A 23,104-nucleotide genomic window follows, 5' to 3' on the forward strand; every position below is an offset into this window, starting at 1 on the left:
ACCCGCATCGCCCCGACCACCCGAACGGCCCCGCACGGAGGACCCGACCTTGACCAACCAGACGCGCCCCAAGATCCGCCGCAGCCGCGCGCTCGGAGTGGCGCTCACCCCCAAGGCCGCCAAGTACCTGGAGAACCGGCCCTACCCGCCGGGCGAGCACGGCCGCGGTCGCAAGCAGACCTCCGACTACAAGACCCGGCTGATGGAGAAGCAGCGCCTGCGCTTCCAGTACGACATCTCCGAGGTCCAGATGCGGGCCGCGTTCGACCGCGCCAACAAGCACGCCGGCAAGACCGGCGACGAGTTGGTGGTCGACCTCGAGCGCCGCCTCGACGCCTTCGTGCTCCGGGCCGGCTTCGCGCGCACCGTCTATCAGGCGCGGCAGATGGTCACCCACGGCCACATCGAGGTCAACGGCGGCAAGGTGGACAAGCCCTCCTACCGCCTCAAGCCCGACGACGTGGTCGCCGTGCGCGAGCGCAGCCGCGCCAAGCCGCTGTTCCAGGTGGTCCAGGCCGGCGGTTTCGCCGCCGCCGAGACCCCGCGCTACATCGAGGCCCGCCTCGACAAGCTGATGGCCCGCCTCGACCGCCTTCCGCAGCGCCGCGAGGTCCCGGTGATCTGCGACGAGCAGTTGGTCGTGGAGTACTACTCCCGCTGATCGACGACATCGACAAACCGACACCGAAGGTCGATCCACACACGACACCGGGTCGCGACACACGCCACGCCCACCGCGCGGGTTTCCTCGGACGAGGGGACCCGCGCGGTCGCGGTAGGGTCGGGTTTTCCGAGGTGGGCGACGCGTATCCGCCGCCTCGACTGATCCCACTCATCAAGGAGCGCATGACGGTGTCGGGTGGCGAAGTCGCGCTGATGATCATCGCCGTTTTCTGGGCGATCCTGGTCGCCTTTCTCGCGGTGGCTCTGGTGAAGCTGGCGAAGGTGCTCAAGGAGGCCACGACCCTGGTCGCAGGGGTGGCGGACCGGGCGGTCCCGCTGCTCGACGAGGTCACCGAGACGGTCCGGGCGACCAACGCCCAGATGGGCCGCGTCGACCAGATCGCGGGCAACGTGCAGACCATGACCACGAACGCCACCGCGCTGTCCTCCACGGTCGCCGCCACGCTCGGCGGGCCACTCGTGAAGACCGCCGCGTTCAGCTACGGTGTGCGCCGCGCGCTGTCCGCGCAGCAGCGCGCCGAGCTCAGCCGCCGGGTGCGTACCGCGGCCAAGGCGCAGAAGGTCGCGCGACAGCGCAGCATGCGCGGGAGGGGCTGACCGATGGCGAGACTGTTCTGGATCGCGGTCGGCGCCGGCGCCGGCGTCTGGGCCGCGCGCAAGGTCAAGGACAAGGCGTACAAGTACACGCCCGAGGGCGTCGCCGACAATGTCACGGGCATCGGCGAGGCGATCAAGTACTTCGCGGACGAGGTCCGCGCGGGCATGGCGGAGCGCGAGCAGGAGTTGTACCGGGCGATCGGCGCTGACGTCGCCGCCGCGGCCCTGCCGCCCGCCCCGACCCGGCGGATACTGCCGGGCGCGCGCGAGCCGCACGAGCACCGGCACGACGGGCGGGAGCACTACGACCCGCGCGAGTTGTACGAAGGCAAGGCACGGTACGACCGAAGGGACGGCACCTGATGGAGTCGGCAGAGATCCGCAAGCGCTGGCTGCGCTTTTTCGAACAACGCGGACACACCGTCGTCCCGTCGGCGTCGCTGGTCGCGGACGACCCCACGCTGCTCCTGGTGAACGCCGGCATGGTGCCGTTCAAGCCCTACTTCCTGGGCGAGGTCAAGCCGAGCTTCAAGCGGGCCACCAGCGTGCAGAAGTGTGTGCGCACGCTGGACATCGAGGAGGTCGGCAAGACCACCCGGCACGGCTCGTTCTTCCAGATGTGCGGCAACTTCTCGTTCGGCGACTACTTCAAGGAGGGCGCGATCGCGCTCGCCTGGGAGTTGCTGACCAACTCGGTCGCCGACGGCGGCTACGGGCTCGACCCGGAGAAGTTGTGGATCACCGTCTACCTCGACGACGACGAGGCCGAACGCATCTGGCGTGACGTCATCGGCGTGCCCCCCGAGCGCATCCAACGCCTGGGCAAGTCGGAGAACTTCTGGTCGATGGGCGTGCCCGGCCCGTGCGGCCCGTGCTCGGAGATCAACTACGACCGCGGCCCCGCGTACGGCGAGGAGGGCGGCCCGGCGGTCAACGGCGAGCGCTACCTGGAGATCTGGAACCTGGTCTTCATGCAGTTCGAGCGCGGCGCCGGGACCGGCAAGGACGACTATCCGATCCTGGGCGACCTGCCCGCCAAGAACATCGACACCGGGCTCGGCCTGGAGCGTCTGGCGTGCATCCTCCAGGGCGTCGACAACCTGTACGAGATCGACACCTCGCGGATGATCCTGGACCGCGCCGCCGAACTCACCGGCAAGGTCTACGGGCAGGACCACACCACCGACGTGTCGCTGCGCGTGGTGGCCGACCACGTGCGCACCGCCGTGATGTTGATCGGCGACGGCGTGGTGCCGGGCAACGAGGGCCGCGGCTACGTGCTGCGCCGGATGATGCGCCGGACGATCCGCAACATGCGGCTGATGGGCGCCGAGGGCGCGACGCTGCACGACCTGGTCGAGACCACGATCAAGGCGATGGGTCCGCAGTACCCGAACCTGGTCGAGGACGCCGAGCGCATCGACGCGGTCTCGGTGGCCGAGGAGAAGCGCTTTTTGGCCCGGCTCCAGGAGGGCACCGCGCTGCTCGACGAGTCGATCGTCAAGGCGAAGAGCGCGGGCTCGCGTGTGCTCCCCGGCGAGGTGGCGTTCCTGCTGCACGACACCGAGGGCTTCCCGATCGACCTGACCCTGGAGATCGCCGCCGAACAGGGCCTGGCGGTCGACGAGGACGGCTTCCGCCGGCTGATGGACGAGCAGCGGCAGCGGGCCAAGAAGGACGCGCAGGCGCGCAAGCAGGGCCTGGCCGACCTGTCCGTGTACCGCGAGGTCGCGGACTCGGCCGGCGGCACCGTGTTCACCGGCTACCTGGACACCGCCAACGAGGTGACCGTGGTCGGCCTGCTCGTCGACGGCGCGCCCGCGCCCGCCGCGCAGGAGGGCGACGAGGTCGAGGTCGTGCTCGACCACACGCCCTTCTACGCCGAGGGCGGCGGCCAGCTCGCCGACACCGGCCGCATCCGGCTCGAGACCGGCGCCGTGGTCGAGGTTCGCGACGTACAGACCCCCGTCGCCGGTGTCACCGTGCACCGCGGCCGGGTCCAGGTCGGCGAGGTCGTGGTCGGCGCCAAGGCGCTGGCGCAGATCGATACCGACCGGCGCAACGCCATCGCCCGCGCGCACAGCGCCACGCACCTGACCCACCAGGCGCTGCGCGACGCGCTCGGCCCCACCGCGGCGCAGGCCGGCTCGGAGAACGCGCCGGGCCGCTTCCGCTTCGACTTCGGCGCGCCGGGCGCGGTACCGGGCAGCGTGCTCACCGACGTCGAACAGAAGATCAACGAGGTGCTCGCGCGCAACCTCGACGTCACCGCCGAGGTGATGTCGATGGACGAGGCGAAGAAGCAGGGCGCCGTGATGATGTTCGGCGAGAAGTACGGCGACCGGGTCCGCGTGGTCACCATGGGGGACTACTCCAAGGAGCTGTGCGGCGGCACGCACGTGCACAACACCGCGCAGCTGGGCCTGGTCAAGCTGCTCGGCGAGTCCTCGATCGGTGCCGGTGTGCGTCGGGTCGAGGCGCTGGTGGGCGCCGACGCGTACAAGTTCCTGGCGCGCGAGCACACCATCGTCAACCAGCTCACCGACGTGGTGAAGGGCCGGCCGGAGGAGCTGCCCGAGCGGGTCGCCTCGATCATGGCCAAGCTGCGCGACGCGGAGAAGGAGATCGCCGCGCTGCGCGGTGCCCAGGTGCTCCAGGCCGCCGCCGGTCTGGTCGACGGCGCGCAGGACGTGCACGGCGTGGCGCTGGCCGTCGGCCGGCTGCCCGACGGCACCACGCCCGACGACCTGCGCAAGCTGGCGCTGGACGTACGCGGCCGGCTCGCGACCCGCCCGGCCGCGGTCGCGGTCGTGTCGGTCGTGAACGGCAAGCCGATGGTCGTGGTCGCCGCCAACGACGGCGCGCGCGAGCGCGGCGTCAAGGCCGGCGAGCTGGTTCGTGTCGCGGCGCAGACCCTCGGCGGAGGTGGCGGCGGCAAGGACGACGTGGCCCAGGGCGGCGGTTCGGACCCGACGAAGGTGGCCGACGCGCTGGCCGCGGTCACCCGGACAGTCGCCGAACGTACTTCCTGAGTCGTCCCCTACCCTCGTTCCCCCGGTGGGTGTGGAAGTCTGGAACCGGACTCCCGCACCCCCGGGGGACTTGTGTGCCGGGGCGTCATGCCCGAATAGTCAGTGACGCAGAGTCTGTGACGGAGAGCCGACCTTGAGACGCGGAGTACGAATTGCGGTCGACGTGGGAGACGTTCGCATCGGCGTCGCGGCCAGCGACCCGCACGGACTGATCGCCACACCGGTGGAGACCGTGCCCGCCGGGCGGCGCGACGTGGCCCGAGTCCTGGAGATCGTCGCCGAGTACGAGGCGATCGAGGTCGTGGTCGGGCTGCCGCGTTCGCTCTCCGGCAAGGAGGGCGCGGCCGCGGCCAAGGCACGGCTGTTCGCCGGCCGACTCGTGGCCGGGCTCGACCCGGCGATCGAGGTGCGCATGGTCGACGAACGACTGACCACCGTCACCGCGACCCGAGGGCTCCAGGCCTCCGGCGTCAAGGCGAAGAAGGCCCGCGGGGTCGTCGACCAGGCGGCCGCGATCGTGATCCTGCAAAACGCGCTCGACACCGAGCGAGGTTCCGGACGTCCTCCGGGCCAGGCCGTGCCTCCCGCTCCGGCCGGGTCCGTCTCCGACTCTGAAAGGCCCACGGCATGAGCGATCTCGGACTGCGCATGGAGTCGGAGCCGCGCAGTCGGCGACGGGGCAAGGACGACGGTTCGCGCGGCGGGCGGCGCGGCGGTCGGGGCCGCAAGAAGAAGAACCGCAGCGGTTGTGCGGTCTCCTTGGCCCTGGTGGTCGTGCTCGCCATCCTCGGCGGCGGCGGTTATTGGGCCTACGGTTTCCTGAAGGACCGTTTCGGCCCGCCGCCGGACTACAGCGGCAACGGTTCCGGTTCGCTCGTGGTCGAGATCAAGCCGGGGTGGGCCACTCCGCAGATGGCCAACGAACTCAAGCGGGTCGGGGTCACCAAGAGCGTCGAGGCGTTCACCAAGGTCGCCCGGGAGGACAAGGACCAGCGCGCGTCCAAGATCCAGCCCGGCGCGTACACGATGGCCAAGCACATGTCCGCGAAGTCGGCCTTCGAGATCCTGGTGAACCCGAAGAACAAGCAGGACTTCATCCTGCGGCCCGGCATGCGCTCCGCACAGGTCTTCGAGTCCCTGGCGAAGACGCTCAAGGTGCCGAAGGAGAAGGTCGAGGCCGCCGCGAAGGATCCCTCGCTCGGACTGCCGGACTACGCCGGCGGCAACATCGAGGGCTTCCTGTTCCCCGCCTCCTACATCGCCGCGCCCGGGATGGACCCGCTGGTGGTGCTCAAGGACATGGTGGCTCGGGCGGTGAAGGAGTACGACAAGGACGGTCTGGCCGCGAAGGCGCAGGCGATGGGCAAGAAGCCGTACGACGTGATCATCATCGCCAGCCTGGTCGAGGCCGAGGGCAAGACCACCGACGACAAGGGCAAGGTCGCCCAGGTGATCTACAACCGGCTGGGCAAGAACATGTCGCTCGGTCTGGACTCGACGGTCAACTACTACCTGGGCAAGAGCAACATCCAGCTCACCAACAAGGAACTCAACGACGCGAGCAACCCCTACAACACGCGGGTGAAGAAGGGTCTGCCGCCCGGGCCGATCGGCAGCCCGAGCAAAGCCGCGATCGACGCGGCGCTGGCGCCGCCGGCGGGCAAGTACCTCTACTTCGTCACCGTCGACCCGATCGCGGGCACCACCAAGTTCACCGACAAGGACTCCGAGTTCCAGGACTTCAAGGCCGAGCTGGCGAAGTGGATCAAGGAACATCCGACCTCGTGACGCCCTCGACCCCACCCCCGCCCCCGCGCCGGGCCGCCGTGCTCGGCTCGCCCATCCGGCACTCGTTGTCCCCGGTCCTGCACCGGGCGGCGTATGCCGAACTGGGCCTGGCCCACTGGTCCTACGACGCGTTCGACATCGACGAGGCGGCCCTGCCCGGCTTCGTCGCCGAGATGGACGCGTCGTGGGCCGGGCTCTCGCTGACCATGCCGCTCAAGCGGGCGATCCGGCCGCTGCTCGACGAGATCGGCGCGATCGCGCGGGACGTGGACGCGGTGAACACCGTGGTGTGCGGCGCCGACGGCCGTCGGGTGGGCGAGAACACCGATGTGCCGGGCCTGGTCGCGGCGTTGCGCGAGCGCGGCGTGGACCGGGTCGAGTCGGCGGCCGTGCTGGGAGCGGGGGCCACCGCCACCTCGGCGCTGGCCGCGTTGCGGGAGGTCGCCGACGGGCCGGTGCGGGTGTACGTGCGGGGTGCGGAGCGGGAGCGCGAGATGTACGCGGCCGGCGAACGGCTCGGCGTCGCGGTGACCGTGCGTCCGTGGACGGAGGCCGCCGAGGCGCTGGGCGCGCCGTTGGTGGTGGCGACGACGCCCAAGGGCGCGGTCGACCATCTCGCGATCGAGGTGCCGGCCGGTCCCGGCGTGCTCTTCGACGTGCTCTACGACCCGTGGCCCACCGCGCTCGCGGGCGCGTGGGGACACGCGGGCGGCACGGTGGTGGGCGGCCTGGACCTGCTCGTACACCAGGCGGTCCTCCAGGTCGAACTCATGACGGGCCACCCGGCCCCCCTCACCGCGATGCGCACAGCCGGCGAAGCGGCCCTGGCCCGCCGAAGCTGACGAACGCCCCGACCCCAAATCCACCGACCCCACACCCACACCCGCGCCCGCACTCGCCCGCCGGGCCGCACTCGCATGCGCCGCTCGCCCGCGCCCGCGGCTGACCCGCCCGCGCCGGCGGCCCGCGTCCGGACCCACCCGCATGCGCCGCTTGCCGGCCGCACCCGCACTCGCATGAGCCGCTTGCCCGCGCCCGCGGCCCACCCGCCCGCGCCGGCGGCCCGCGCCCGCACCCGCCTGCATGCGCCGCTCGCCCGCGCTCGCCGGCTACCCGCCCGCGCCGGCCGCCCGCACCCGCCGCTTGCCGTTGCACCCGCCGGCCGCTTCGCCCGCCGGCTGTCCACACGCGCCCGCACCCGCCGTTGCGCCCGCCGGCGGCTTCGCCTGCCGGCTGTTCACACGCGCCGGCAGTCCACTCGCCGCTCGCCCGCCGGCCTCCTGCGCCTGTCGGCCGCTCGCGCCGGCTGCCCGCCCGCACCCGCCCGGCGCTCGTACTCGCCGGCTTCCTGTGTCTGTCGGCCGCCCGGCCGCCGCCCGCGCCCGTCGGGCCGCTCGCGCCGGCCGGCCGCACCTGCCGGCCTCCTGGGCCTGTCGGCTGCCCGCCCACCGCCCGCGTCGGTCGGCCTCCCGCGTCGGTCGGCCTCCCGCGCCCGCTCGCCGGCCGGCCGCCGCCCGCGCCCGCTCGCCACCCGCGCCCGGCCGGCGTCTGTGGTTGTCCGCCGTGGGTGGTTGTGGGGGTTGGTCGTTTGGGGTGGGGTTTTGGGGTCGGGGTCCACAGGGTTGTGGTTTGGTGTGATCGTCGGGCCGGGGTTGGGGACGACGGAACGTGATCGGCGTACGATCCTGCGTATCGTCGCAGGCGTGTTCCTCGGACTCACTCTCCTGTGCGCGTTGCTCGGTTTTGTTGCCGGGCTCGGGCTGCCCCGTCCCATCCATCTCCTGCTCGCCCGAAGCCCCGGCTCCGGTTCGGTCGGTGGCATCGCCCCGCCCGGTCGTCCGCCGGCCCTGCCCGTCGAGCCCGTGTCGGCCGCGAGCGGGCGGTTCGGCGCGTTGCCGCTCGCGGCGCTGACCGGGCTCGTCTGCGCCCTGCTCGCCTGGCGCCTGGGGCCCGGACTCGACCTGCTCGCGTTCCTGGTGCTCGCCGTCGCGGGGGTCACCCTCGCCGTGGTCGACGTGCGCGCCCTGCGCCTGCCCGACCCGGTGCTGCTGGTCACCCTGGCCACCGGCCTGACCCTGCTCGGCATGGAGTCGCTGGCCCTGGGCGACTTCACCGCCTACCGAAGAGCCCTGCTCGGCGGCGCCACGCTGGCCGGCTACCACCTGTGCCTGGCCGCGCTCTTCCGCGGCGCCCTGGGCATGGGCGACGTCAAGCTCGCCGGCGTGCTCGGCATACATCTGACCTGGCTCGGCTGGGGCGTGCTGGTCACCGGCGCGTTCCTGGCCGTGCTGCTCGCGGGGCTGACCGCCGGAGCGCTGATACTCGTGGGCCGCGCCCGTCGGGACAGCCGGCTGCCGTTCGGCCCCTGGCTGCTGCTCGGCGCGCTCGGCGGCGTGTTGTGCGGCGCCGAACTGTCCCGATTGCATCTCGCCTGGTGAGACGACGCCGGTCCATGCGGCGCTGTCCGGAAGATGGACGCGGGGAAGGGGGCCCGCCTCGGGCATGAAAGGATTCGGGTGGAGATTCGCCGGGCGGATCCTGTCCCGTGGTGCTCGGCGCATCGTGCCGGGCCTTCGTGCCGCCGTCCGGAGCAGGCACGCGTGACGCGCAAGAAGGAGCATTCGTGGGCAACCTACGCTGGCTGACCGCCGGGGAATCGCACGGCCCCGCACTCGTGGCCACCCTGGAGGGGCTGCCCGCCGGCGTGCCCGTCACGACCGACCTGGTCGCCGACGCGCTCGCGCGCCGCCGACTGGGCTACGGGCGCGGCGCGCGGATGAAGTTCGAGCGCGACGAGGTCACCTTCCTCGGCGGCGTCCGGCACGGCCTCACCCAGGGCGGCCCGGTCGCGATCATGGTCGGCAACACCGAGTGGCCCAAGTGGGAGACGGTCATGTCGGCCGACCCCGTGGACCCGGAGGTGCTGGCCGCGCAGGCCCGCAACGCCGCGCTGACCCGCCCCCGCCCCGGCCACGCCGACCTGGCCGGCATGCAGAAGTACGGCTTCGACGAGGCCCGGCCGATCCTGGAGCGGGCCAGCGCCCGCGAGACCGCCGCCCGGGTCGCGCTCGGCGCGGTCGCCAAGGCGTTCCTGGAGCGCGTCGCCGGCATCCGGATCGTCAGCCACGTGGTCGAGTTCGGCGCGGCCAAGGCGCCCGCCGGCGTGTTCCCCGGCCCCGACGACACCGCCCGCCTGGACGCCGACCCGGTGCGCTGCTTCGACCCCGAGGCGTCGGCCGCGATGGTCACCGAGGTGGACGACGCGCAAAAGGCCGGCGACACGCTCGGCGGCGTGGTCGAGGTGCTCGCCTACGGGCTGCCCCCGGGCCTGGGCAGCCACGTGCACTGGGACCGCCGGCTCGACTCGCGCCTCGCGGGCGCGCTGATGGGCATCCAGGCGATCAAGGGTGTCGAACTCGGCGACGGCTTCGAACTGGCCCGGGTGCGCGGCTCGAAGGCGCACGACGAGATCGTCAACACCGCCGACGGCGCGCGCCGCACCTCGCACCGCTCCGGCGGCGTGGAGGGCGGCATGTCCACCGGCGAGGTGCTGCGCGTGCGTGCGGCGATGAAGCCGATCGCCACCGTGCCCCGAGCCCTGGCCACCTTCGACGTGCGCACGGGCGAGCCGGCCCAGGCCCATCACCAGCGCTCCGACGTCGCGGCGGTGCCCGCGTCGGGCATTGTGGCCGAGGCGATGGTGGCCCTCGTGCTGGCCGACCTGGTCACCGAGAAGTTCGGCGGCGACTCGGTCGACGAGACCGCCCGCAACGTGCGCGGCTACCTGGACGCGCTGGAGATTCGGTAGCGCCATGGCAGACATCGGGGACGCCGGGGACATCGCCGACGGCGTGAACACCACGCACGGCCGGGACGGGGGCGAGCGCCCGCTGGTGGTCCTGGTCGGTCCGCCCGGCGCCGGCAAGACGACGGTGGGTCTGCTGCTCGCCGCCGCGCACGGGGTGGGCTTTCGCGACACCGACGCCGATGTCGAGGCGCGGGCGGGCAAGCCGATCCCGGACATCTTCGTCGACGAGGGCGAGCCGCACTTTCGCGCGCTCGAACACCGGGCGGTCGCCGACGCGCTGGCCGGCCACCCCGGCGTACTCGCCCTCGGCGGCGGCGCGATCCTGGACCCGGCCACGCGCGACCTCCTGGCGGACCACCACGTGGTCTTCCTCGACGTCGACCTGGCCGACGCGGTCAAGCGGGTCGGCCTCGACGCGCCGCGCCCGCTGCTGATGGGCAACCCCAGGGCCCGCTGGCGCGAGCTGATGGCCGCGCGCCGGCCCCTGTACACCGAGGTCGCCGCGGTCACGGTGAACACCGCCGGCCGCACCCCCGAGGACGTGGCCGCCGAGATCGGGCGCACCCTCGAGACCGCATCCCACCGGGCCCGACCCGAGCCCACCACGCCCGAGAAAGACGTGAAGCGATGAGCGGCACCCCCGCCGAACCCGTCCGGATCCGTGTCGGCGGCACTTCGGAGCCCTACGACGTGCTCGTGGGCACCGGCCTGCTCGGCGAACTCGCCGCGCTGATCGGCACCTCCGCCCGCCGGGTGGCGATCCTGCACCCGGAGGCGCTGACCGCCACCGGCGAGGCGGTCCGCGAGGACCTGGCCGCGCAGGGCTACGAGGCGATCGCCATCCAGGTGCCCAACGCCGAGGACGCCAAGGACGTCGCGGTCGCGGCCTACTGCTGGTCGGTCCTCGGCCAGACCGGCTTCACCCGCTCCGATGTGATCGTCGGCATCGGCGGCGGCGCCACCACCGACCTGGCGGGCTTCGTCGCGGCGAGCTGGCTGCGCGGCGTGCGCTGGATCGCGATGCCCACCACGCTGCTCGGCATGGTCGACGCGGCCGTCGGCGGCAAGACCGGGATCAACACCGCCGAGGGCAAGAACCTGGTCGGCGCGTTCCACCCACCCGCCGGCGTGCTCGCCGACCTGGCCACGCTGGAGTCGCTGCCGCGCAACGACTACGTCAGCGGCCTGGCCGAGGTGATCAAGGCCGGATTCATCGCCGACCCGGTGATCCTGGACCTGATCGAGGCCGACCCCGAGGCGGCCCGCGACCCACTCGGCAAGGACACCGCCGAGCTGATCACCCGGGCCATCCAGGTCAAGGCCGACGTGGTCTCCGGCGACCTCAAGGAGGCCGGCCGCCGGGAGATCCTGAACTACGGCCACACCCTCGCGCACGCGATCGAGAAGGCCGAGCGGTACAAGTGGCGGCACGGCGCGGCGGTCAGCGTCGGCATGGTCTACGCCGCGGAGCTGGGCCGGCTCGCCGGTCGCCTCGACGACGCCACCGCCGACCGGCACCGCACCGTGCTGGCCGCGGTCGGACTGCCGCTGACCTACCGCGGCGACGCGTGGCCCCGGCTCCTGGAGACCATGCGCGTGGACAAGAAGTCGCGCGGCGACATGTTGCGCTTCATCGTCCTCGACGGCCTGGCCAAGCCGGTCGTCCTGGAGGCCCCCGACCCGACGCTCCTGGTCGCCGCCTACGCCGAGGTCTCGGCGTGAGCGCGCGCCGGGTGCTGGTCCTGAACGGCCCCAACCTCGGCCGGCTCGGCAGTCGCGAGCCGGACGTCTACGGCGCGACCTCGTACCAGGGCCTGGTCGCCGAGTGCGAACGCCTCGGCGCCGAACTCGACTTCGCCGTCGAGGTCCGCGAGACCAACGACGAGGGCGAGATCATCCGCTGGATGCACGAGGCCGCCGACGGCCGCATCCCGGTGGTGATGAACCCCGGCGCGTTCACCCACTACTCCTACGGGCTGCGCGACGCGGTCGCCCAGCGCACCGCGCCGTTCATCGAGGTGCACATCTCCAACCCGTACGCGCGCGAGAGCTTCCGGCACACCAGCGTGGTCGCCGCCGTGGCCAGCGGCACGATCGCCGGCTTCGGCCTCGGCTCCTACCGCCTGGCGCTGCGCGCGCTCGCCGAGGAACTCGACGGCTGAGCACCGCCCTCGCCCGGGTTGTCACCCACGTGAGTGACACCCCTGGCGACGCCGCCGCGCCTCGCCCGCGCGAACCTCACCCGAGCAACCGCCCGATCGCCGTCGCCACCTCCGGGTGCCCCAGATACGCGCCGATGTCGTGCGCACGATCGAGCGGATTGGCCACCGCGCACTCCGCGACCAGCCCACTCCAGTCGTCCGCCAGCGGACACCCGATCGCGACCGGATCGGTCCGGCACCACGCGTTGAACCACGGCCCCGCGATCGGCGGCAGATGCGGCCCGCCGATCCGCAGCCGCGAATAGACGGTGTCCATCCCCAACGGGCTGCCCACGGTGATCAACCCGGCCACCGGCACCGCCGGCCCCAGCCGGGTCAGCAGATCCATCGCCACCACCGTGCCCAGGCTGTGCGCGACCAGCACCACCGGACCGTCGGCGGGCATCCCGGCCAGCACCTGGTCGAGCACGGCCGTGCGCGTGTCGTCCTGATCCAGATAGGCCGCGACGTCCTTGAACGCGGCCTTGATCACCAGCCGGTCGACCCCGGTGTGCGCGGCGATCCAGCCCAGCGGTTCGCGCGTGGTGCGCACCACGTGGTCCCAGATGCTCTCGGTCGCCGGCTCCGCCGCCTCCGGAGGGGGCATGCCCGCCCGCCGCGCGGCCTCGTCGAGCAGCCGGTCGTACAACTCCCGCGCCGACGCGGACAACGGCGCCTCGCCCGGCAGCGCCGACTCCATCACCTGCACGAGCCGGTCCCCGTAATAGGGGAACCACACGTCGGCCGGATCGATGGTCGCCAGTCCCGCCAGAGTCAGCCCGCTGTTCAGCCCCGCCGCCCAGCCGCGCCGCAACTCGTCCGGATCGCGCCCCTGCTGACTACGCCCGTGGACGAACACCAGCCGCAGCCGGCCCCCGAACGCCTCCGGCCGCCCGGCCGCCCCGGCGACCGGAACCGCCTCGGTGACCTCGACCGGCGGCCGGGGAGCCGGCACCGTGGACAGCAGCGCCGGCGCCGAGCCCAGGCCCGAGCCGGGACCCAACTCGGCGAGCAGCGCCCGCTGCGCGTCGCCCGTGGTCAGCGCCGCGAGGCGGGCCAGGATCACACTGATCCGCACCCCCTCGTTGGCGATCCACTTGATCTCGGCCTGCCCCTGCTCGGGCCGCCACGGCTGATCGTGCAGGTTCAGCACGGCCCCGGACGCGTCGTGCGCGGGCACCCCGCTGTGATGCAGCGCGACCGCCTCCCACTGGTCGTTGAACACCGGTGAGCCGGAGTTGCCCGGCTCGGTGTCGGTCTCGTACTGGATGAAGTCGTCGAAGCGCTGGGTGAAGCGGTTCTGCCGGATGGCGATCTCCTTGAGCCGCCCGTCGGGGTGCCCGATCACGTTCACCGGATCGCCGATCACCAGCTTGCCCTCGGCCGCGAGCAGCCACAGATGCCCGAAGACCTGCCCCGCCGGCCGCCCGTCGCCGCCCGGACGCAGCGCCACCAGGGTGAAGTCCAGATCCTCGTCCGTCAGGAACAGCGTGTCCGGGTCCGGCGTGAAGCGGGTGGTGTGCGCGGGCAGGTCGTTGTCGATGCCCATCTCCGCGCCGAACTCGGCGAACGCGCCACGCGCGGTCGCCGCGTCGGGAAAGACGTGATGGTTGGTCAGCAGCAGGCGCGGCGAGACCAGGAAGCCGGTCGCCTGCGGCTGCACCGGCCCGCCCGTGGCGTACCAGATCCGCGCGACGCACGCGGCGGCGCGCATGCCGCGGGCGAGGAAGTTCAGGCTCTGCAGATCGTTGGTGGCGCCGATGATGCGCTCGGCGAGCCCGGGCCCGCTCTCCTGCGGCGACGTGGCCAGCAGCACCTGCCCGGGCACCTCGTGCTGCTCCACCAGCCGGGCCGCGCGTAGGTGCAGCCGCTGGTCGTCGTCCGGGAATCGCCGACCGTCGGCGCGCCGCCGCTCGATCGTGGACCGGTCCGCCTCGGCCGCCGCATAGCGCGCCGCGGCGGCGCGCAGTCGGCCCACCAACCGCTCATCCGCCGCAGATGTGGCAGTTCCGTCATTTCCACTGATTTCCACTGAAGCCCACCCCCTCGCAGGAAGGGTAGAGCCGGGCCCCGGCCGCTGTCCGGACATCGGGCGATTGCGCCGGTCCGCGCCCCCCGGGACGCCGACCCGAGCCCGAAGGATGCAGTCCCGCCGAGTCACACCGGGCTACCCCCACCTCACGGGACTACGCTGTTCCCATGCCCGAGGCCCATGATCGACGCCGTGATCGACTGCGTTCCCGCCTGGCCGGTGCCGGCGCCGACGTCGCCCTGATCACCAACCTCGTCAACGTGCGATACCTGACCGGGTTCACCGGCTCCAACGCCGCGCTGCTCGTGTACACACCGGGCGCGCCGGGCGAGGGAACCGGGCCGGGCGCGGTGTTGTGCACCGACAGCCGCTACGCGACCCAGGCGGCCGAGGAGTCGCCGGGCGTCGAACTGCTGGTCGAGCGGGCCTGCGCGCAGGCGCTGACCACCCGCGCCGCCCGCTCCGGCGCGGTCCGCCTGGCCATCGAGGAGCAGCACGTCACGGTCGAGCTGTACCGCGAGCTGGGCCGGGTGCTCGCGGAGGAGAGCGCCGCCGGGGAGCTGGTCAACCTGGGCCGGGTGGTCGAGGACCTGCGTCGGGTCAAGGATCCCGAGGAGATCGCCGCGCTGCGGATTGCCTGTGAGATCGGCGACCGGGCGCTGGGCGAGATGATCGAGTCGATCCTGGTCGGCCGGACCGAGCGGCACATCGCGATGGAGCTGGAGCGGCGCATGGCCGACCACGGTGCCGACGCGGTGGCCTTTCCCACGGTGGTGGCCACCGGGCCGAACTCGGCGATTCCGCACCACGACCCCGGGGACCGCCGGGTCGAGGACGGCGACTTCCTCAAGATCGACTTCGGCGCGCGCTATCGCGGCTACCACGGCGACATGACCCGCACGTTCGTGATCGGCACCGAGCCCGCGGCCTGGCAGCAGGAGATCTACAGTGTGGTCTTCGCCGCCCAGAAGGCGGGCCGCGAGGCGCTGGTGCCGGGGGTCGAGGCGGTCGCGGTGGACAAGGCCGCACGCGATGTGATCGCGCGGGCCGGCTTCCTGGACTTCTTCGGACACGGCCTCGGACACGGCGTCGGCCTGGAGATCCACGAGGACCCGCATCTGGGTCCGACGGCGACCGGTAAGCTGGACGCTTGCATGCCGGTCACCGTCGAACCGGGGATCTATCTCCCGGGCCGCGGCGGTGTCCGCATCGAGGACACCCTTGTGGTTCGTCCGCTCGAAGACGGCGGGCCCGAGCTACTCACCATCACGACCAAGGAATTGCTCGTCCTGTAGCGGGCCGGCGCCCGCCGCCTCGTCCGACGAGCGAGAATCCGGTCCCAGAAGCACGCAGGAGACACCACACTCGTGGCCACGACCAACGACCTGAAGAACGGCATGGTGCTCAAGCTCGACAACGGCCAGCTCTGGTCCGTCGTCGAGTTCCAGCACGTCAAGCCCGGCAAGGGCGGCGCGTTCGTTCGTACGAAGCTCAAGCATGTCCTCTCCGGCAAGGTCGTGGACAAGACCTTCAACGCCGGCACGAAGGTCGAGACGGCCACCGTGGACAAGCGCGGCATGCAGTTCTCGTACAAGGACGGCGCCGACTTCGTGTTCATGGACACGGACACCTACGAGCAGCTGCCGATCTCGCCCGAGACCGTCGGCGACGCCGCCAACTACCTCCTCGAGGGCTTCGACGCGACGGTGGCGATCTACGAGGGCGCCGCGCTCTACGTCGAGCTGCCGGCCTCGGTCGAACTGCTCATCGAGTACACCGAGCCGGGCGTCCAGGGCGACCGCTCCACCGGTGGCACCAAGCCCGCGAAGCTGGAGACCGGCTTCGAGATCGCGGTTCCGCTCTTCATCACCACAGGCGAGAAGGTCAAGGTCGACACCCGTTCCGGTGACTACCTGGGCCGCGTGAACAGCTAGTGGCCGGTGCCCGCAGCAAGACCCGGAAGCGCGCGCTGCAGATCCTGTTCGAGGCCGACCAGCGCGGTGTCGATCCGGTGACCATCCTCGCGGACTGGGTCGGCCGCTTCCGGGCCGACAAGGCGGAGCCGCAGGTCGCCGAATACACGATGCGGCTGGTCGAGGGCGTCCAGGAGCACCGCAAGCGCATCGACGACCTGATCGGCACGTACGCCGTGGGCTGGACGCTGGACCGGATGCCCGGCGTGGACCGCAACGTCCTGCGCCTGGGCATCTACGAACTGCTCTGGGAAAGCGACGTCCCCGACGTCGTGGCCATCGACGAGGCGGTCGAGCTCGCCAAGGAATACTCCACGGACGAGTCGCCGGCCTTCGTCAACGGCCTGCTGGCCCGGATAAAGGATCTCAAGCCGACGCTGCTGCGCTAGCCGGCGTCCGCCGCCGGACCCGTCGAGCCGCCCACCCCGCCCGGGTGGGCGGCTCGCCGCGTTCGAAGCCGGCCCGGATGAGGCGGCCGGGGTCCTGTGCCGATAATGAAGATCATGAAATCCGATCGGAAGGGCTCCCGGCTGCGTGACATAGGTGACGAGCCCGACTATCGGTTCACCCTCGCCAACGAACGCACGTTCCTGGCCTGGATCCGCACCGCGCTCTCCCTGCTCGCGGGCGGGGTGGCGGTGGTGCAGCTGGTGCCGGACCTGGCCCCGCGGGCGCAGCGCCTGGTGCTCGGGCTGGCCCTGGTCGGTTTGGCGCTGACTCTGTCGGCCACCGCGTATCGCCGCTGGTATCAGGTCGAGCGGGCGATGCGGTTGGGCCACGCGCTGCCGTTCTCCGCGTTGCCGCTGGTGGTCTCGGTGGGTCTGGCGATCGTGATCGTGGTGAGCGTCGTGCTCATGCTCGTGCCCTGATGGCCCGCCGCCCCGTCGCGCCGACGGGCGCGCCCCTGGATCCGGGGCTGCAGCCCGAGCGCACCCGGATGGCGTGGTCGCGCACGGCGCTGGCGTTCGTCGCCAACGGCGCGCTGCTGGTACGGGCCGGCCACGTGCCGAAGAGCTGGTGGTTCATGGTGCCGGGGTTCGTGGTGATGGCGGCCGGCTTCGGGGTGTACGTGGTGGGGCTGCTGCGGCATCGACAGGTGGACCACGCGGTTCGGGGCGGCACCGCCGCGGTCGGCGATCGGGCGATTCGCGCGACGCTGCTGACGGTGGCGGCGGCGTGTGTGCTGGCCGCGGTGGTGCTGGTCGGCCGGCCCTGACGGAGCCCTTGTCGGCGGCGCGGCGCCACGGCGAGAATGCGCGCCATGACGACCGACGATCTCGGCATCCGTGGATTCGCCCGTGGCACCGATCGGTACGAGCGGGCGCGACCGTCCTACTCGAACGAGGCGATGGATCATCTGTGCGCCGGCGCGGGGATCGGGCCGGGCACCTCGGTGCTCGATCTGGCCGCCGGTACCGGCAAGTTGACCCGGTTGCTGGCCGAGCGCGGGGCGCGGGTCACGGCGGTGGAGCCGTCGGCCGCGATGCGCGAGACGTTCGCCCGGGTGGTCGAGGGGGTGCCGGTGCTGGCCGGTACGGCGGAGTCGATACCGCTGCCGGACGGCGCGGTCGACGTGGTCACCGTCGCCCAGGCGTTCCACTGGTTCGAGCCGGAGCCGGCGCTGCGCGAGATCGCGCGGGTGTTGCGTCCGGACGGGGTACTGGTGCTGCTGTGGAACGAGCGGGATCAGGAGAACGCGCTGGTGGACCGGCTGTACGAGGTGGCCGAGTGGCCGTTCGGCGGCCTGTGCGACTACCGCCCGGCGCTCTCCCGCAGCCCCTGGTTCGAGCCCGCGAAGCGGACCCTGTTCCGGCGCCGCGAGTCGTTGACCCACGACGCGATCGTGGAGCGGATCGCCACCTTCAGCTACGTGAGCACGATGGGGGACCGGCAGCGCGGCGAAATGCTGGCGCGGGTACGGGAGTTCGTCGAGGAGTACGCGGAGCCGGTGGAACTGGCCCATGTCACCGACACCTACCTCGCCCGGCGCCGAAAGGTGCCGGCGTCGGGGTGAGGGCGGCGCGGGCTACAGGCTGCGGGCGTCGCGCCACCACCACGCCTGGCTGAGGTTGTCGGGCAGTTCGCCGGAGGCGCCGAGCTGGCGCATGCCCGCGCGCAGGCCGTCCTTGAGCACCTCGACCCCGTCGTCGCCGACCGCCTTGGTCCAGGCGCCCTGGATCCAGGACAGCTCGGCCCAGATCACCCGCAGGCACTCGCGGCCGCGTTCGGTGAGGGTGATCCGGCGGGCGCGGCGGTCGGCGGGGTCGGGTTTGCGGTCGACGTAGCCGTGCCGGGCCAGGTGCGAGACCACCTCACCGGCCGACTGCTTGGTCATGCCGAGTCGGCGACCCAGCTCGGTGGCGGTGGTGCCGTCCTCGCCGATCAGGGTCAGCGCGAAGCCGTGCGTGGGCCGGATCTCGTCGAAACCCGCGGCCGTCATGCGGTCGGAGAACAGTTGGCTGATCCCGCGCACGGCGGTGACCAGCAACGTCACCAGTTCGGGCCCGGAGGAGGTGTCTTGCTGCACGAAGTAAGAATACCTGTCTAATTTGCCGGGGAAACCCACGACGCCGCCCCCGACCGAGGTCGGGGACGGCGCGCGGGTCGAATGACCGTTACCCATGGATCATGCCGCAACGAGCCGGTGGGGCGGGGCAGGCCATGCCGAACGGCACGCCGCGCCCGGTACGCCGCGCCCGGTACGCCGAGCGCGGCCGCCGCTCGGCGGCACCCATGGGCGGGCACCGGCACGGGAGGCGGCGGCCGGCCGCTACACGTGGACGGCGACCGCGCCCTCGCGCTTTTCGCCCTGGCGGACGAACAGGGCCAGGATGATGCCGACCGCCATCGTGATCGCCGCGATGGTGAAGGCCAGTTGCATGCCGTCCAGGAACGTGGTGTCCGAGGCGTGTCGGATCGCCGCCGTCGCCGGGCCGTCGAGCTGCTTGCCGTCCAGCAGGTCCGGGCGCAGCGGCGGGAATCCCTGGGCCACCGAGCCCTCGATGCCCTCGCGCTGCCCGTGCGGCATCGTGGCGTAGTCGCCTGCCGCCGCGGGCCACCGGTCCGGCAGTACCGAGGAGACCTTGGCCGCCACCACCGCGCCGAGCACGGCCGTGCCGAGCGCGCCGCCGACCTGCATCGCGGCCTGCTGGATCCCGGAGGCCACGCCGGAGAGTTCGAGCGAGGCGTTGCCGACGATGATGTCGGTGGCGCCCACCATGATCGGGCTGAGCCCGAACCCGAGCAGCACGAACGGCAGCATGGTCGCGCCGAAGCTCGCGTCCTCGCCCAGCCGGGCCAGCAACGCCATCGCGGTCGCGGATAGCGCCAGGCCGGCGATGATCGGAATACGCGGGCCCAGCTTGGTGATCGCGAGGCCGCCGATCGGCGAGCCGATCATCATCACCACCGACATCGGCAACATCCGTACGCCGGTCTCGGTCGGGCTGAGCCCGTTGACGCCCTGGAGGTAGAAGGTGATGAAGAACATCGCGCCGAACATCGCGAACGCCATGAAGATCATCAGCACGATGCCGATCGAGAACGACCGGTTGCGGAACATCCCCATCGGCATCAGCGGTTCGGCCGCCCGGGTCTGCCACAGCGCGAAGACCACGAGCAGGATCACCGCGGCGGCCATGAAGCCGAGCGTGTAGGCGCTGCCCCAACCCTTCTCGCCGCTCTTGATCACACCCCACACCAGGCAGAACATCGCCGCCGACAACAGCGCCACGCCGAGGTAGTCGATCCGGTTGCTCGCACCGGCCACCCGGCTGTTGGCCAGCGCCCAGATGCCGACCACCAGCGTCAGTACGCCGATCGGCACGTTGATGTAGAACACCGACTGCCAGCTGACGTGTTCGACGAGCAGGCCGCCGACGATCGGACCGGCGGCGGTGGCGGTGGAGATCGCCGCGCCCCAGATGCCGATGGCCATGTTCAGCTTGTTGCCGGGGAAGCTGTTGCGCAGCAGACCGAGTGCGGTGGGCTGAAGCAGCGCGCCGAACACGCCTTGGAGCACCCGGAAGGCGATCAGCATCGAGACCGACTGGGAGAACGCGATGAGCAGCGACGTGGCGGCGAACCCGGCCGCGCCGATCAGGAAGATCGTCTTGTGCCCGTAGCGGTCGCCGAGCTTGCCCGCCGGGATCAGGCACACCGCGAGCGCGAGCAGGTAGCCGTTGGTGACCCATTGCAGGTCGGCGAGCGAGGCGTCGAGGTCCTTGGAGATGGCCGGGTTGGCGATGCCGACGACGGTGCCGTCGAGGGCCACCATCATCACGCCGAAGGCGACCGCGAGGAGGGTGAGCCAGGGATGGCCCTGCATGCCCTTGCGGGCGGGGGGTGCGGAGGGGTCCGGAGGGGGTGCGTCCGGTGTCGCCGCCGTCGAAGTCTGGCTCATACGTCCCCTACATCCATCCGTGTTCAGCGTCGTATCGAACCATCGAACGATATGGCACTGTGTGCCAAGTAGCCAAATCACTCAAGTTGCACGCAGTGACAAGTGCCATACTGTGCAGGGACCAAGGAGAGGAAGACGCAACGTGCGGGACACGGCCGGCGCCGCGACGGGTTTGCGCGAGCGCAAGAAGGAACGCACGCGCGAGGCCTTGGTGGACGCCGCGCAGGAGCTGTTCCTGCGCAAGGGATACGACGCCACGACCATCGACGAGATCGTCGCCGCCGTGGAGGTCTCCCGGCGCACCTTCTTCCGCTACTTCGCGGGCAAGGAGGAGGTGGCGCTGGCCCGGGCGATGGAGTTCGAGCAACTGTTCCTGTCCGCGCTGGCCACCCGACCGGCGGACGAGGCACCGCTGACCGCGCTGCGCCGCGCGGGTACCGAGGTGTTGTCGGAGTTCGGCGACGAGCCGGACGACGGCGCGGGCCACGAGTTCCTGCGGATGCGCCGAATGATCGAGGACACCCCGGTACTGCTGGCCGCCTCGCTGCGCAACGCGATCGAACTGGAGCGGCGGATGGCGGCGGAGATCGCCCGCCGCGAGGGCCTGACCCCGGAACTCGACCGCCGCCCGGCGCTGGTGGTGACCCTGTACCACTCGGTCATGCGGGTGGCGATGGACGAATGGACCGAGGACGAGGTCATGGACACCGCCGGCCTGTCCCGAATCGTCGAGGCCGCCTGGGACGACATGGCCACCCTGCTCGCCGACCGCTGGACGGCGGGCGAACTGCACCGAGGCTGACCCGGCCCCGGAGGGGGCGGGGCGTCGGGGGGTGCGGTGCGGTCGGGTGGGTGGGGGTGGGTCGTGGTGGGCGTGGTGGAGTGGTTTCTCCTTCGCTGCGCTGCGTCGGGGGCGGAAGGGGGGGAGGGGAGGTGCCGCTGCGCGGCGCCTGGTGGGGTTCCGGCTCCGCTGCGCTCCACCGCTCGCCCGGGTCCTCCGGGCCCGAGTCGAGGAGTGGGCCGGACCGGGACGCGGCAGGGTGACCCCGTGCGGAAGCGGCCCCAAGGCGCAGTGGTGGGCTTGGATGCTTTGCCCATGGAGGTGGGTCTACGGCACAGGGGTGGGCTCAGAGCCCGTAGGGGGGTCCAGGACGCGGAACCGGATGTCGGCGTACGTCCGCCGAACGTGCTCAGTCACGTACGGGTGGACGTTCCCAGGTTCTTGGTGTGGTGGAGCCGGGTTGAGGAGTGATGTTCGGCCTGAGCCTGAGCGTGCGGCAGGGCTTCTGCTACGACCAGGTGGACGCCACCGTCGTCGGCCGTATCTCGGTGGCGTGGAGAGGCATCGACGGCGGGGGAGTTTGACCTGGCTACTTCGGCTTCAGGAAGTAGCGCGTGCCAGAATCGGCCCGGCGCGGTCATGGGAGAGTCGCGCTGAGTAGGCGTGCCGAATCGGGAGCAGCGCATCGTGACGACGCCATGGGCCCAGAACCATCTCCGCGACGCCCGAGCACTCGCCCGGGACGGCCGCGACCGCTCGGCACTGGGCCACATCCTGGCGGTCCTTGGCGCCTGGCCCGATTCCGACGAAGTGCTTGCGCTCGCGACCCACCTCGTCTACGACGGAGCGCGGAGGGCGGGCAACCCCACTGTCGCCGAGCCACTCACGTTCCGGGAGCTCGGCGATCCGCGGCTGGATCGGTTTTTCTGCTCCTGTGAGTCGCCCAATTGCGAGAGGTCGTGGCCGGCCAGCCCCTGGAGAGCCGAGGGCACACGGATCGTTGTGCCGAATAGTTCCGTTGGCGGGTGTGACGACTGCGGGGCCTGCTGGTGTCGGGATCACCTCGCGTACCGGAACAACGTCGCCACGTGCCCTCGATGTGACGGTCCGATCAACCCCGCACCGGCGCCCAACGGTCGCGACTCGGTCCAGACCCCGCGATTCAACCAACCCCTCGTCCACGTGCACCTGCTGCGCGAGGGCTCCCCGAAGATCGGGCCAACCTACCTGAATGAGCTCTTCCAGGCCCTCGCCCCCGACGTATTCGAAGACCGAGTCACTGTCACGGCACGACCGAACCTCTACTGGCCTGACGACGAAACGGCGAAGCGCGACGCCTGGACCGCCTTCGCGGCCTCGCGGCCTGAGTACATGCGGAACACGTCGGAATACGACGTGCACCTCGCTGTCGGCCGGGACCCGTCCGGGGTGCGGTGGGTGATGCTGAAGGTCTACGCCAAGTCACCCAAGCACGTCGACCCCGATCGGCCACCCTCACTTCCTTAGCTGAGCACCTTCATCCGTACACGGGTGAGCACTTTGGTGGTTTGGTCAGTACGCCGACACCGGGTCCGGGACACAGCAGCGGGTCCAGAACTCGGGAGTGGTTCAGCGCCCGGTAGTGGGTCCAGACCCGGTAGTAGGTCTAGAGCCTGCACGTAGATCCTGGCGCGTAAGTGGGGCGTCTGGAGGGCGCGCGCTGCTCCCGCGACCCGCTCGCCGGCCGGGGTCGACTCACGACCCATGGCCGCGCCGACCCAGGCAACGGTGGAGCGCAGCGGAGCCGCAACCCCCTCCACCACCGGT

General features: G+C 71.6%; 23 protein-coding genes. 20 read left to right on the plus strand and 3 right to left on the minus strand.

The annotated features are described in order from the left end of the window. The first annotated feature begins 49 nt into the window (after nucleotides 1–49). From rpsD to aroQ, 12 genes are all read left to right on the plus strand, one after another. Nucleotides 50–661 carry a 30S ribosomal protein S4 gene (gene rpsD / locus ACFRCG_RS35970; protein WP_380010218.1) on the plus strand — a complete coding sequence of 204 codons (612 nt, stop codon included), beginning with the start codon at nucleotides 50–52 and terminating at the stop codon, nucleotides 659–661. 185 nt (nucleotides 662–846) lie between these two features. After that, the gene (locus ACFRCG_RS35975) at nucleotides 847–1,281 is read left to right on the plus strand and encodes a DUF948 domain-containing protein (protein ID WP_126643356.1); all 435 of its coding nucleotides are present in this window, start codon (nucleotides 847–849) and stop codon (nucleotides 1,279–1,281) included. A 3-nt stretch (nucleotides 1,282–1,284) separates the two neighbouring features. Next, nucleotides 1,285–1,644 (plus strand): DUF6167 family protein, encoded by a 360-nt coding sequence (locus ACFRCG_RS35980; protein ID WP_380039384.1) that lies wholly within the window; start codon nucleotides 1,285–1,287, stop codon nucleotides 1,642–1,644. After that, complete coding sequence (gene alaS, locus ACFRCG_RS35985) at nucleotides 1,644–4,313, plus strand: alanine--tRNA ligase (RefSeq protein ID WP_380039386.1); 2,670 nt, start codon at nucleotides 1,644–1,646, stop codon at nucleotides 4,311–4,313. Before ACFRCG_RS35980 ends, alaS begins: the two co-directional genes overlap by 1 nt. 133 nt (nucleotides 4,314–4,446) lie before the next feature. Then, entirely contained in the window at nucleotides 4,447–4,944 is a 498-nt protein-coding gene (gene ruvX, locus ACFRCG_RS35990; protein ID WP_380010208.1) for a Holliday junction resolvase RuvX, read from the plus strand. Continuing rightward, on the plus strand, nucleotides 4,941–6,101 hold the full coding sequence (gene mltG / locus ACFRCG_RS35995; RefSeq protein ID WP_380010205.1) for an endolytic transglycosylase MltG: 1,161 nt from the start codon (nucleotides 4,941–4,943) through the stop codon (nucleotides 6,099–6,101). The genes ruvX and mltG overlap by 4 nt, the downstream gene beginning before the upstream one ends. Further along, on the plus strand, nucleotides 6,098–6,943 hold the full coding sequence (locus ACFRCG_RS36000; RefSeq protein WP_380039388.1) for a shikimate dehydrogenase: 846 nt from the start codon (nucleotides 6,098–6,100) through the stop codon (nucleotides 6,941–6,943). The genes mltG and ACFRCG_RS36000 overlap by 4 nt, the downstream gene beginning before the upstream one ends. An 861-nt stretch (nucleotides 6,944–7,804) precedes the next feature. Beyond that, entirely contained in the window at nucleotides 7,805–8,539 is a 735-nt protein-coding gene (locus ACFRCG_RS36005) for a prepilin peptidase (RefSeq protein WP_380039390.1), read from the plus strand. A 185-nt stretch (nucleotides 8,540–8,724) separates the two neighbouring features. Continuing rightward, nucleotides 8,725–9,909 carry a chorismate synthase gene (gene aroC / locus ACFRCG_RS36010; protein ID WP_380010196.1) on the plus strand — a complete coding sequence of 395 codons (1,185 nt, stop codon included), beginning with the start codon at nucleotides 8,725–8,727 and terminating at the stop codon, nucleotides 9,907–9,909. 4 nt (nucleotides 9,910–9,913) lie between these two features. Further along, nucleotides 9,914–10,540: a shikimate kinase gene (locus tag ACFRCG_RS36015; RefSeq protein WP_380039392.1), complete on the plus strand. Its 627-nt coding sequence runs from the start codon at nucleotides 9,914–9,916 to the stop codon at nucleotides 10,538–10,540. Continuing rightward, nucleotides 10,537–11,631, plus strand: coding sequence for a 3-dehydroquinate synthase (gene aroB, locus ACFRCG_RS36020; protein ID WP_380039394.1), 1,095 nt, complete (start codon nucleotides 10,537–10,539; stop codon nucleotides 11,629–11,631). The genes ACFRCG_RS36015 and aroB overlap by 4 nt, the downstream gene beginning before the upstream one ends. After that, nucleotides 11,628–12,071, plus strand: a complete 444-nt coding sequence (aroQ, locus tag ACFRCG_RS36025) for a type II 3-dehydroquinate dehydratase (protein WP_078974412.1) — start codon at nucleotides 11,628–11,630, stop codon at nucleotides 12,069–12,071. Before aroB ends, aroQ begins: the two co-directional genes overlap by 4 nt. Nucleotides 12,072–12,147: 76 nt before the next feature. Here the strand turns inward: aroQ and ACFRCG_RS36030 are convergent, their stop codons facing one another. After that, nucleotides 12,148–14,088 (minus strand): trypsin-like peptidase domain-containing protein, encoded by a 1,941-nt coding sequence (locus ACFRCG_RS36030; protein ID WP_380039396.1) that lies wholly within the window; start codon nucleotides 14,086–14,088, stop codon nucleotides 12,148–12,150. A 221-nt stretch (nucleotides 14,089–14,309) separates the two neighbouring features. On the opposite strand from ACFRCG_RS36030, the gene ACFRCG_RS36035 reads away from it, so the two are divergent. The 6 genes from ACFRCG_RS36035 to ACFRCG_RS36060 all read left to right on the plus strand — a co-directional run bounded on the left by ACFRCG_RS36035 (nucleotide 14,310) and on the right by ACFRCG_RS36060 (nucleotide 18,129). Further along, nucleotides 14,310–15,437, plus strand: a complete 1,128-nt coding sequence (locus ACFRCG_RS36035; RefSeq protein ID WP_380039398.1) for an aminopeptidase P family protein — start codon at nucleotides 14,310–14,312, stop codon at nucleotides 15,435–15,437. A gap of 72 nt (nucleotides 15,438–15,509) precedes the next feature. Next, a complete protein-coding gene (efp, locus tag ACFRCG_RS36040; RefSeq protein WP_380039400.1) occupies nucleotides 15,510–16,076 on the plus strand; it encodes an elongation factor P in 567 nt (188 codons plus the stop codon). Next, nucleotides 16,076–16,504, plus strand: a complete 429-nt coding sequence (nusB, locus tag ACFRCG_RS36045; RefSeq protein WP_078974409.1) for a transcription antitermination factor NusB — start codon at nucleotides 16,076–16,078, stop codon at nucleotides 16,502–16,504. The genes efp and nusB overlap by 1 nt, the downstream gene beginning before the upstream one ends. A gap of 105 nt (nucleotides 16,505–16,609) precedes the next feature. Then, nucleotides 16,610–16,984: a YidH family protein gene (locus ACFRCG_RS36050; protein WP_380039402.1), complete on the plus strand. Its 375-nt coding sequence runs from the start codon at nucleotides 16,610–16,612 to the stop codon at nucleotides 16,982–16,984. Next, nucleotides 16,984–17,331 carry a DUF202 domain-containing protein gene (locus ACFRCG_RS36055; protein ID WP_380039404.1) on the plus strand — a complete coding sequence of 116 codons (348 nt, stop codon included), beginning with the start codon at nucleotides 16,984–16,986 and terminating at the stop codon, nucleotides 17,329–17,331. Before ACFRCG_RS36050 ends, ACFRCG_RS36055 begins: the two co-directional genes overlap by 1 nt. A gap of 45 nt (nucleotides 17,332–17,376) precedes the next feature. Continuing rightward, nucleotides 17,377–18,129, plus strand: a complete 753-nt coding sequence (locus ACFRCG_RS36060; protein ID WP_380039406.1) for a class I SAM-dependent methyltransferase — start codon at nucleotides 17,377–17,379, stop codon at nucleotides 18,127–18,129. 12 nt (nucleotides 18,130–18,141) lie between these two features. Here the strand turns inward: ACFRCG_RS36060 and ACFRCG_RS36065 are convergent, their stop codons facing one another. Then, nucleotides 18,142–18,642: a MarR family winged helix-turn-helix transcriptional regulator gene (locus ACFRCG_RS36065; protein WP_161500608.1), complete on the minus strand. Its 501-nt coding sequence runs from the start codon at nucleotides 18,640–18,642 to the stop codon at nucleotides 18,142–18,144. 243 nt (nucleotides 18,643–18,885) lie between these two features. Beyond that, a complete protein-coding gene (locus ACFRCG_RS36070) occupies nucleotides 18,886–20,517 on the minus strand; it encodes an MFS transporter (protein WP_380039408.1) in 1,632 nt (543 codons plus the stop codon). A gap of 142 nt (nucleotides 20,518–20,659) precedes the next feature. Here ACFRCG_RS36070 and ACFRCG_RS36075 point away from each other — a divergent pair, with 142 nt between their 5' ends. After that, nucleotides 20,660–21,319 carry a TetR family transcriptional regulator gene (locus ACFRCG_RS36075; protein WP_380039410.1) on the plus strand — a complete coding sequence of 220 codons (660 nt, stop codon included), beginning with the start codon at nucleotides 20,660–20,662 and terminating at the stop codon, nucleotides 21,317–21,319. 1,161 nt (nucleotides 21,320–22,480) lie between these two features. Beyond that, nucleotides 22,481–22,804, plus strand: a complete 324-nt coding sequence (locus ACFRCG_RS36080) for a hypothetical protein (RefSeq protein WP_380039412.1) — start codon at nucleotides 22,481–22,483, stop codon at nucleotides 22,802–22,804. Nucleotides 22,805–23,104: the final 300 nt, after the last annotated feature.

Source organism: Embleya sp. NPDC056575, from assembly GCF_042793325.1.
Classification (GTDB): Bacteria; Actinomycetota; Actinomycetes; order Streptomycetales; family Streptomycetaceae; genus Embleya.

Excerpts from the sequence above, each read along its gene's own strand:
- ACFRCG_RS35975 (WP_126643356.1), top strand. The coding sequence starts at position 847 with ATGACGGTGTCGGGTGGCGAAGTCGCGCTGATGATCATCGCCGTTTTC.
- ACFRCG_RS35980 (WP_380039384.1), top strand. The coding sequence starts at position 1,285 with ATGGCGAGACTGTTCTGGATCGCGGTCGGCGCCGGCGCCGGCGTCTGG.
- alaS (WP_380039386.1), top strand. The coding sequence starts at position 1,644 with ATGGAGTCGGCAGAGATCCGCAAGCGCTGGCTGCGCTTTTTCGAACAA.
- mltG (WP_380010205.1), top strand. The coding sequence starts at position 4,941 with ATGAGCGATCTCGGACTGCGCATGGAGTCGGAGCCGCGCAGTCGGCGA.
- ACFRCG_RS36015 (WP_380039392.1), top strand. The coding sequence starts at position 9,914 with ATGGCAGACATCGGGGACGCCGGGGACATCGCCGACGGCGTGAACACC.
- aroB (WP_380039394.1), top strand. The coding sequence starts at position 10,537 with ATGAGCGGCACCCCCGCCGAACCCGTCCGGATCCGTGTCGGCGGCACT.
- ACFRCG_RS36035 (WP_380039398.1), top strand. The coding sequence starts at position 14,310 with ATGCCCGAGGCCCATGATCGACGCCGTGATCGACTGCGTTCCCGCCTG.
- ACFRCG_RS36050 (WP_380039402.1), top strand. The coding sequence starts at position 16,610 with ATGAAGATCATGAAATCCGATCGGAAGGGCTCCCGGCTGCGTGACATA.
- ACFRCG_RS36055 (WP_380039404.1), top strand. The coding sequence starts at position 16,984 with ATGGCCCGCCGCCCCGTCGCGCCGACGGGCGCGCCCCTGGATCCGGGG.
- ACFRCG_RS36060 (WP_380039406.1), top strand. The coding sequence starts at position 17,377 with ATGACGACCGACGATCTCGGCATCCGTGGATTCGCCCGTGGCACCGAT.
- ACFRCG_RS36070 (WP_380039408.1), bottom strand. The coding sequence starts at position 20,517 with ATGAGCCAGACTTCGACGGCGGCGACACCGGACGCACCCCCTCCGGAC.